Raw genomic sequence first — 9,690 nt, 5'->3', positions numbered from 1 at the left:
TCCCGTCATGAGAAATCCGGGATAGGTCACGATAAAAATGACCAATAAAGAACCTATTATGGCATGCAGTAATTTATCAGAAAGATTCATCCCTCAACAGATTCCATAAGTTTTGCTCACAAGACAGAGAATATATAACGCCCGGGCTCAGCGGCCGATTTGGAGGCGCACCGCGCCGGAAAACCGGTCCGCTGGAGCCCCTGGTTATACATTGTTCTGATTCGGGATCAGTGCTAGCAAATCCGTTACCCCAACGTCTTCGCCAGATTGCGAAAGTAGCGTAGTTACCTGCCCCCGATGATGAGTTTGATGATTGAAGAAATGATAGATCAAGGAGGAAAATCGTTTGGTGGCGGGCACACCCTTGGTATTCTGATAGCTGAGAATAAAATCTAAATCACTATCAGTGAGCCCTGAAATCCATTTGATGATTTTCTCATCTAGCCACTTTCGGTGGCTATACAACTCATCAAGATCTTCGAAAATTATTTGGTTGAGGTTTTTGGGAGCCGCTAGCTCAGTGATTTCACGTAGTGGTTCAGCGCTTGCTGGTTGTGCAGCAAACCTCTTTAGCCAAATCGTATCCCCAACAACGATATGGTTTAGCGTACCCAATATTGACCCGAAGAAGGCTCTTCGATCTTCTAAAAGAGCCGATTTGCTCAGGTTGCCTGCGGCGCCATATACCCTCTCATTCATCCACCGATTGTATTCGGCCATCAGCTCAAAATGTTGTTTCAGGCTCATCTGACTGAGGTCCTTCTACTGTATAACGCCAGTGGTAATGGGCGGCAACGGAGCGCAGCGTAGTTGGCGTCCCGTTGACCACCTTGTTATGAGTGGAACAAACTACCGACATATTGCCGAAATTCCCTACTGTTTGACGGCGTGTCAGCGAATTCCAAAGCTCCCATATTGCCCCCAATTTCAGTAGCGGTTGCATGTATGTCGCAACCTCTAGAAACAAGCAGCCGTGTTAACTCGGCGACGCCTCGCGTGCAGGATTTGAGAAAGGGCGTTTTATCCCAATCACCTCTTCCCTCGATGTTGGCACCTTGTTCCAGCAATAGCTCGACAAGCTGAACAGCTTTCTTTGGGTCTTGGTTGGCGCAGTCAATTGTTGAGAGCAGAGGAGTAAATCCAGTGCTGCCTTTTGAATTCACATCTGCTCCGGCCCTAATCAATTCACAGGCTAAATCCAAGTCTAGCGCCCGGCACACAGGTTCAAGGACAAATAGACCATCGTTATCCGGCTGGCCGGGATCAAAACCATGAGCCAGCAGCTCATCGATTGACACGTATTCACTGCTCTCAATTAGCTCATCGTAAGCTTTGAACATCTGCACCACTCAGAACTCATAACGCATAAGTAACCGGCACCGGAGCGCCAGCGTAGGGAACCAAAAGCAATAAGCTTTTGGTGTCCGGTTGACTGACTGGTTATATTTCAATTACTCCCCCAGACCAGCCAGCCGATGAGCTTTCCGCAACGACTATAGCTGATTGACTCTCATTGGCTGAAACGAGTAGACCAGAGCGTGACCAAATAGCACTTTTACCGCAAGGAAGCCCACTGCTTGAGCGCGAGTTTTGATTTGCCATCGCTACCACGATTCCGTAATTACGAGCATAATTTCTCAATATTTCGGTATCTTTAGGGTATCCGTTACCCGTTATCATCGCGCCGGATATATAGATTTTTGCACCTTTCTCAACACAGCCAGCTACGTGATCTGCGACATTTGTGTCCGCACAGATGGCGTTTGCGATTAAATGTTTACGCACTGGGGTTAGTTCGTAGCGATTACCAACGGAAAAGTACTTCTCTTCTCCAGGATGAAGATGCATTTTCGTATATGTGCGAATGCTTCCATCTGGCGCAAAGATGAAAGATCCAATCTCAGGAAGAGTGTCCGTTGCAACCGGCGCCCCAGCAACCACAAAAATACCGTGTTTTTTCGCCGCAACTTGCAAAGACTTAAGTTGCCTATCGTGAACTGACATCGCAAGATTCAGCGAGAGCTCAGGCTCATAACCTGTGAGGGAAAGCTCGGGAAATGTAAGATAAGAAACATTGAATTGCGCGGCAACCTCGATGGCCGCTAAATGTCTCTCCACGTTTTGGCCAATGGCTCCACTTTCGGATGATATCTGAGCCACCGCAATTTTCAGCCCCACTACATGTTCCTTCTTGAAATATAACGCGGAGATAAGCGGCGGCCCGTCAGGGGCGTCCGGCGGACGGCCTTCAGGCCGGGAGCGAACTTAATTGACTGGTTAAAGGCAGGTACTGACACTGCCTGCTCCCTGGCAACGACCGCGACGGCCTACTCCGTTTCCTTGCACCGGCTTACGCCGATACGGTTTGTTTGAAACCACCGCCAAGCCAGCGATGGATGAACCTGTACTCAAAGGTACCAGATCCACAATAAATTGTCGGCGGACAGCCCCAAACGGCGAACACCGAATTTACTACCAACCCTGTTGCTGAGTGATGCAACCAAATCAGACGCGGACTTTGACGGCCTTGGTGCTCACCAGATTAAGCGGGTTTAGCTACCAAGCCCGGCACCAAGGCCTTTGGCACCAAACCACCCAAAAGACCGAAGCCTTAGCCATTAACGCTGCCAGCATGCGCGCCTTTGTAGTGGAGGCGAAGCCGCAACGAAAAAGGCGTCGCCGTGCCTGGCCTGGTTATATTTAGTTGCGACCACCCTGAGACTTTACCTTTGGCAACTCCGGTAATTGGTTGCTTGAGAAAACCATCGCAATGTCTCTGATATCGCCCACAGAAAACTGTATGGGCTTGGGCGGTTCTCCGTTCTCACCGAACAGAACAAAGCGAAATTCGCTTTGATATTGGTACTCCGAGAACTTTCGGAATGGCCCCATTTGGCCATGATAGTTTCGTTTATCGACGTATTCGACCGGACCGTGTAGCAGCCGCTTACCGGCGTCCTGTGCTGCCGCCCTGTAGCGCCTCACAAACTCCTTTAAGTCAGTTATGATCACAGCCGCATCCCCGAAGCCAATGTTTCGCTCATCGAAATGAAAGTCGGGCTTATCAGTAAACATATACATACAGAGGATGTTTCTGCTTTCTTTTTCTCCGTACCGGTACATCAACGGGCTTTGCGCACCGCCAATCGGCGTCCAGTTACCGGAGCTGTCTCGAATGGAGATTTCTTTGAACTGCCACGCTTCATCCACTCCTTCATGAGTATCTGACCGGAGTGCATCGGACGATTCAACCGTAACGAAATACGCGTCCGTATTCATGTACAGGTTTCCGTCAAGGAAGTCAGCCACGTACTTTTGAGGAAGAATCTTGGCTAGTATGACTCCGTACGACATAGTTCCCTTCAAATATAACGCTGAGGTAACCGGCGCCGGAGCGACAGCGGAGGGAACCAAAAGCGCCACGCTTTTGGCGTCCGGTTGACCGCCTGGTTAGTGGCAGGTACTGACACTGCCCGCTCCCTGGCACTGGCCATGACGGCCCACTCCGTTACCTTGCACCGGCTTGGGCCGATATGCTTTGTTTGAAACCACCGCCAAGCTTTCGGCGGATGAACCTGAACACAAAGGTATCAGATCCAGACCAAATGTTCGGCGGACAGCCCCACACGGTGAACACCGGAATTGCTACCAACACCGCTGATGGTTGAGGCAACCAAACCGGACGCGGACTCCGACGGCCTTGGTGCTCACCCGATTATGCGGGTTTGACTGCCAGGCCTGGCACCAAGGCCACTGGCACACGGCCACCCCAAAGGGCCGAAGCCTTTGCCACTAACAGCTAATTATACGAACGCGTTCGTATAACACACATTCGTATAACTCCAAAATTCGCGGCCCTCACAAACCCCAGCTTCACCAATAAAATCAGCAAATTACCTGAACCCACCACGGCTACCGCGGGAGTTATACGCCCGTGTTTGAGCCACCCCTGCTCCAGATTGGGGGCGTATAACTCCGCACGCCCCGATATTCCTTTTCAAACTTATCAGAAGGTTAGCAACATTTCCCGGTACCTGCCCGGAGTTTTGCGAACGCGTTCGTATAACTCCGGGCTTAATGATGTTTCTGGCTGGTTTGGCATGGGGGAATCCTGCAATACTTGGACTTTGCCCTCGCTGAAAGAGGCTCCTTTATGCACGCGCCTTTCTGGCTGACCACGGCTTTGCTGTTTCCGGTGTTGCTCTATCAGGGCAAACGCACCCGGCGGGTAACACCACGGTTGCCAGAGGCCACTGGGGATTGCGCAGGCCAGTACGGCGAGGGAGAGCCTGTTTTACGGTTGCTGGTGCTGGGCGAGTCCACTGCGGCGGGCGTGGGGGTTGAAAGCCACGCCCAGGGTCTGGCAAGCCAGTTGGCGTTGCAGTTACATCAACGCACCGGGCTCTGTATTGGCTGGTCTACCTTTGGGGTGAATGGTATTCGGCTGGGTGCGCTGCTTGATGCGCTGGGCTCCGCCGACTTGCCACCGGCAGATGCAGTATTACTGAGCATGGGGGTAAACGACACCACCGGTTTCACTCCCCGGTTCCGGTTTCGCCGGCAACTGATTCAGCTCCGCGAAACCCTGGCAACCCGGTATCAGGCGCCTATTACGCTGCTTAGTGTGCCACCCATGGACAAATTCTCGGCCTTGCTGGCACCCCTGCGCCAGGTTATGGGATGGCGGGCGCGGCAGTTGGACAGGGTGTATCAGGTGCTTGCCGCACGGAGCCCGGAAGATTTCCGGTATCTGGGTTACCCCACCGTGTCAGACCCTGCCCTGCTCGCCCGGGACGGCTACCACCCGAGCGACAAGGGCTACCGCGCTATCGCGCAGGCGTTGGCCGAACAGGACTGGGGGCTGCCGCCCCCATAACTCATCCCAGGTTCTTGCGCATGAATTTCTGCAGCTCGCCCACAATCCCGCTGCGGAAGGCCAGTACCGTCAGCACAAAGATGCCGCCGAGGATCGGGTCTACCCAGTCACGCAGTGGCCCCTGGGACAGCTGATATTCAATGTTCACCACGAAGGTGGCGCCCACCACCGGCCCGAGCAGGGTGCCCATGCCGCCCACCAGGGTCATCAGGATGACCTCGCCCGACATATGCCAGTGGGCATCGTTGAGGGACGCCAGCTGGAACACCACGGACTTCATGGAGCCGGCCAGGCCCGCCAGCGCGGCGGAGATCACAAAGGCCAGGACCTTGTAGCGATCCACGTTGTAACCCAGCGAGACCGCCCGCGGCTCGTTCTGCTTGATGGCTTTCAGGATCTGCCCGTACGGGCTGCTGACAATGCGCTGTACCAGCAGGTAACAGGCGATGAACACCGCCAGTACGAAGTAGTACATGTTCAGGTTGTCTTCGAGATTGATCAGACCAAACAGCTCGCCCCGGGGGATGCCGTGCATGCCGTCTTCGCCGCCGGTGAATTCCGACTGCACAAAGAAAAAGAACACCAGCTGTGCCAGCGCCAGGGTCACCATGGCAAAGTAGATGCCTTGCCGGCGGATCGACAGTAATGCAAAGGCCAGTCCCAACAGGGTGGCCGTGACGGTACCAGCAATAATGCCCATCTCGGTGGTTAACCCTGAGAAATTGCTGAGCAGGTACCCCGTGGTGTAACCCCCGGTAGCCAGGAAGGCCGCATGGCCGAAGGACAGCAGCCCGGTAAAGCCGAACAGCAGGTTAAAGGCCACCGCAAACAAGGCAAAACACAGGATCTTCATCAGGAAGACCGGGTACATCACGAAGGGCGCGGCCAGCAGCAACAGCAGCAGAACCCCGTTCACCATCAGTTTCTTGCGGTCCTGGATCTTTTGCTGCTCGACAATGGCTTTGTGGATATCGGCAGGATTAACAGGCTGGTTCATGATTATGCCTCCTTACCGAACAGGCCGGTGGGTCGGATCATCAGCACCACCACCATCACCAGGAAGATAACGGCCGAGGACGCCGGCGGATAAAACGTTTTGGTGAGGCCTTCGATCACGCCCATCAGGATGCCCGTGATAATGGCCCCGCCAATCGAGCCCATACCCCCGATCACCACCACCGCAAAGACCACGATGAGAATGTTGGAACCCATCACCGGGGTCACCGAGTAAATGGGCGCGGCCAGCACACCGGCGAAGGCGGCCAGCATGACGCCGAAGCCGTAGGTCAGGCTCACCAGCAAGGGCACATTAATGCCGAAGCCCTGCATGAGCTGTGAGTCTTCTGTGCCCGCCCTGAGGTAGGAGCCCAGTTTGGTTTTCTCGATGATGAACCAGGTGCCGAAACACACCAGCAGGGCCACCACGATCACCCAGGCCCGGTAGTACGGCAGGAACATGAAGCCAAGGTTGATGCCGCCTTTGAACATGTCCGGCATGGAATAGCGCAGCCCGGACACGCCGTAGATATTGGTGAGCACACCCTGGATGATCAGGGTCACCCCGAAGGTGAGCAGCAGGCTGTAGATATGATCCTGGCCGGCAATGCGCCGGAGCAGGAAGTATTCAATGAGCATACCGAACGCGCCAACCAGTACGGGAGCGACGAAGAGCGCGACCCAGTAATTGACGCCCAGCAGATCAAACAGAACCACGGTGACCAGGGCACCGAGCATGTACATGGCGCCATGGGCGAAGTTGATGATCTTCAGCAGACCGAAGATAACCGCTAGGCCAAGGCTTAACAGGGCGTAGAAGGCGCCGTTGATAATCCCGATCAGCAGCTGGCCAGACAGCACAGCAAGGGGGACGCCGAAAATCATGGTCATGTTGCTAACTCCACAAGCAGCGCAGACGTTGTTTTTGTTGGGGTGTTCGTCCGGGCGGGTACCCGGCGCCGGTCGCGCTTAGAGACCGGGCACCGGGTAATTCCCCGTTGCTTAGTTCACCAGCTTGCACTTGCTCTCAGAGAGCGGGCGGTAGGCCTCATCCGCCGGAATCGTCCGCAGGATCTTGTACAGATCCCATTCATTCTTGGACTCCGCCGGGGTTTTCACTTCCGCCAGGTACATGTCATGCACCATACGGCCGTCTACCCGGATTTTGCCGTTCTTGGCAAACATGTCGTTGATGGGTGTATCCATCATCTGTTTGCGCACGGTCTGGGCATCATCCGAGCCAGTGGCGGCCACCGCATTCAGGTATTGCATGGTGCTGGAGTAAATGCCGGCATGAACCATGGTCGGGCGCACGCCGGTTTCTTTCATGAAGCGATCAGACCACTCGCGGGTTTCGTCGTTCATGTCCCAGTACCAGCCGGTCGTCAGCTGGATGCCTTGCGCGGTTTCCGCACCGAGGGCATGGACGTCGGTAAGGAACAGCAGTAACGCCGCCAGTGTCTGGCCCGCCTGGGTTACCCCGAACTCACTGGCGGTGGTGATGGCGTTGGTGGTGTCTGCACCGGCGTTGGCCAAGCCGACCACATCCGCTCCGGAGGACTGGGCCTGGAGGATGAAAGATGAGAAATCCTGGGTCGGGAACGGATGACGCACGCTGCCCACAATTTCGCCGCCGTTGGCTTCAACCACCCGGGTCACGTCGGCCTCCAGGGCATGGCCAAAGGCGTAGTCTGCAGTCAACAGGTACCAGGTTTTACCACCCTCTTTGACCACCGCACTGGCCGTACCATTAGCCAGCGGGTATGTGTCGTAAACGTAGTGAATGTGGTTGGGCGTGCAGTGTTCGTTGGTGATGCTGGACGCGGCAGAGCCGGAGACAATGCCCAGCCGGTCGTTTTCTTCCAGAATCTTGCTCACGGCGATGGACACCGATGAAGCCACCATACCGGCCACCATATCCACCTTGTCGTTTTCCACCCAGCGGCGAACGGTGCTGGAAGACGTGTCCGGGCTATTGCGGTCGTCGGCACTCACCACTTCAATCTTGGCGCCATTGACGGTGCCGCCGAAATCCTTGATCGCCATTTCCAGGGCAGTCAGGCCATTGGGGCCGGCCAGGTCTCGATAGGTACCGGACATATCGGCCAGGTAGCCAATTTTTACGGTGTTGTCCGAGATTGCCGCCTGGGCACCACTGGCCATCAGAGCTGATGCAACGGCTGAGGTCAGAAGCTTTTTCATCATTGTCATTGTTGTTTCTCCGCTACTGTCTTGCGTTGGTTCGGGTTGTTGTTGCTCTTATTACTCTCGTTCTATCCGGGGTCAGACCCCCAAATAACCATCCAGCACCGACTGTTTGGCACTCAGTTCGTTGGCGCTGATTTCTTCCACAATCTGGCCGTGCTCCACCACGTAATGTCGGTCGGCCAACGGCGCGGCAAAGTGGAAATTCTGCTCCACCAGAACAATGGTCAGGCCCTTGTTCTTCAGGGCTATCAGGACTTCCCCCAGTTTCTCCACGATCACCGGGGCCAGGCCTTCGGTGATTTCATCCAGCAACAGCATGTTGGCGCCCGTGCGCAGAATGCGGGCCATGGCCAGCATTTGTTGTTCGCCCCCGGAGAGCTTGGTGCCCTGGCTGAAGCGGCGTTCATAGAGGTTGGGGAACATGGTGTAGATTTCTTCCAGGCTCATGCCACCGCTGCGCACCACCGGCGGCAGGGTGAGGTTTTCCTGCACGCTGAGGGAGGAAAAAATGCCCAGATGCTCGGGGCAATACCCGACACCCAACCGGGCAATATGATGAGGCGCGCACTGCATGGTTTCTTCGCCGTTGATCATGATGGAGCCCGTGCGCCGGCCCACCATGTTCATGATGGCTTTCAGCGTGGTGCTGCGCCCGGCGCCATTTCGGCCGAGCAGTGTGACCAGTTCGCCCCGCTGAACCACCATGTCGATGCCGTGCAGAATGTGGGATTCTCCATAGAATGCGTGCAGGCCGGAAATGCGCAGCTGCTCGTATTCGCGGTCCGGATTCTTGCTCATTGGGCCGCCTCCACGTTTTCGCTGGCGTCGGCCTGTGACCCCCGCTCGCCGCTGCCGTCACTGCCCATGTACACCTCGCGCACCCGCGGGTCGGCAGAGACCGTCTGGTAATCGCCTTCAGTCAATACAGCACCCTGGGCCAGCACCGTGATGCGGTCGCATAGTTTGCTGACCACGCTCAGGTTGTGCTCCACCATCAGTACCGTGCGACCCCGGGCGGCCTTGCGAACCAGTTCCACTACGCGGTCAACGTCTTCCGAGCCCATGCCCTGGGTGGGTTCGTCCAGCAACAACAGCTGGGGTTCCATGGCCAGGGTGGTGGCCAGCTCCAGCGCCCGTTTGCGGCCATACGCCAGCTCCACCGTGGTGGTATTGGCGAACTCGGCCAGGCCGACAGACTCCAGCAGCTCCATGCAGCGCTCGTTGAGCTTGTGCAGGGAGTTGCCGGATTTCCAGAAGCTGTAGGAGGAGCCCTCTGCGGTTTGCAGGGCCACGCGAATGTTTTCCAGCGCGGTCATGTGGGGAAACACGGCAGAGATCTGGAAGGAGCGAACAATGCCTTTACGGGCAATGGCGGCGGATTTCAGGGGAGTGATGTCTTCGCCGCGATACAGAATCTGCCCACGGGTGGGAATCAGGAACTTGGTCAACAGGTTGAATACGGTGGTCTTGCCGGCACCGTTGGGGCCGATCAGGGCATGGATATCCCCCTGACGGATCTGGAGGTTGACGTCGTTAACGGCGACAAACCCCTTGAATTCCTTGACCAGGTTACGGGTCTCGAGAACGTACTGTTCACTCATGAGCCACTT

Annotated in this window: 10 protein-coding genes; 1 reads left to right on the top strand and 9 read right to left on the bottom strand. The window is 55.7% G+C overall.

Annotation, left to right across the window (positions count from 1 at the left end):
- Positions 1-204 precede the first annotated feature (204 nt).
- From Q669_RS18970 to Q669_RS18955, 4 genes are all read right to left on the bottom strand, one after another.
- Positions 205-747 carry a DinB family protein gene (locus Q669_RS18970; protein ID WP_022993509.1) on the bottom strand — a complete coding sequence of 181 codons (543 nt, stop codon included), beginning with the start codon at positions 745-747 and terminating at the stop codon, positions 205-207.
- Positions 748-833: 86 nt separating this feature from the next.
- Positions 834-1,349 (bottom strand): ankyrin repeat domain-containing protein, encoded by a 516-nt coding sequence (locus Q669_RS18965; RefSeq protein ID WP_152525077.1) that lies wholly within the window; start codon positions 1,347-1,349, stop codon positions 834-836.
- Positions 1,350-1,440: 91 nt separating this feature from the next.
- Positions 1,441-2,178 (bottom strand): carbon-nitrogen hydrolase family protein, encoded by a 738-nt coding sequence (locus tag Q669_RS18960; RefSeq protein WP_022993507.1) that lies wholly within the window; start codon positions 2,176-2,178, stop codon positions 1,441-1,443.
- A 522-nt stretch (positions 2,179-2,700) separates the two neighbouring features.
- Positions 2,701-3,279, bottom strand: coding sequence for a hypothetical protein (locus Q669_RS18955; protein WP_152525076.1), 579 nt, complete (start codon positions 3,277-3,279; stop codon positions 2,701-2,703).
- Positions 3,280-4,153: 874 nt separating this feature from the next.
- Between Q669_RS18955 and Q669_RS18950 the strand changes: the two genes are divergently transcribed.
- Positions 4,154-4,876 carry an SGNH/GDSL hydrolase family protein gene (locus Q669_RS18950; protein WP_022993505.1) on the top strand — a complete coding sequence of 241 codons (723 nt, stop codon included), beginning with the start codon at positions 4,154-4,156 and terminating at the stop codon, positions 4,874-4,876.
- Position 4,877: 1 nt separating this feature from the next.
- Here Q669_RS18950 and Q669_RS18945 read toward each other — a convergent pair whose 3' ends face one another.
- The 5 genes from Q669_RS18945 to Q669_RS18925 all read right to left on the bottom strand — a co-directional run bounded on the left by Q669_RS18945 (position 4,878) and on the right by Q669_RS18925 (position 9,681).
- Positions 4,878-5,873 (bottom strand): branched-chain amino acid ABC transporter permease, encoded by a 996-nt coding sequence (locus Q669_RS18945; RefSeq protein ID WP_022993504.1) that lies wholly within the window; start codon positions 5,871-5,873, stop codon positions 4,878-4,880.
- Between the two features lie 2 nt (positions 5,874-5,875).
- Positions 5,876-6,763: a branched-chain amino acid ABC transporter permease gene (locus tag Q669_RS18940; RefSeq protein ID WP_022993503.1), complete on the bottom strand. Its 888-nt coding sequence runs from the start codon at positions 6,761-6,763 to the stop codon at positions 5,876-5,878.
- Positions 6,764-6,874: 111 nt separating this feature from the next.
- Entirely contained in the window at positions 6,875-8,083 is a 1,209-nt protein-coding gene (locus Q669_RS18935) for an ABC transporter substrate-binding protein (protein ID WP_022993502.1), read from the bottom strand.
- Between the two features lie 72 nt (positions 8,084-8,155).
- Positions 8,156-8,878: an ABC transporter ATP-binding protein gene (locus Q669_RS18930; protein WP_022993501.1), complete on the bottom strand. Its 723-nt coding sequence runs from the start codon at positions 8,876-8,878 to the stop codon at positions 8,156-8,158.
- Positions 8,875-9,681, bottom strand: coding sequence for an ABC transporter ATP-binding protein (locus Q669_RS18925; protein ID WP_022993500.1), 807 nt, complete (start codon positions 9,679-9,681; stop codon positions 8,875-8,877). Before Q669_RS18925 ends, Q669_RS18930 begins: the two co-directional genes overlap by 4 nt.
- Positions 9,682-9,690 lie beyond the last annotated feature (9 nt).

This window comes from Marinobacter sp. C1S70 (assembly GCF_000475355.1).
GTDB classification, from domain to species: Bacteria; Pseudomonadota; Gammaproteobacteria; order Pseudomonadales; family Oleiphilaceae; genus Marinobacter; species Marinobacter nauticus.
The sequence above is the reverse complement of the archived record's forward strand: the minus strand, read 5'-3'. Positions and strand labels throughout refer to the sequence as shown.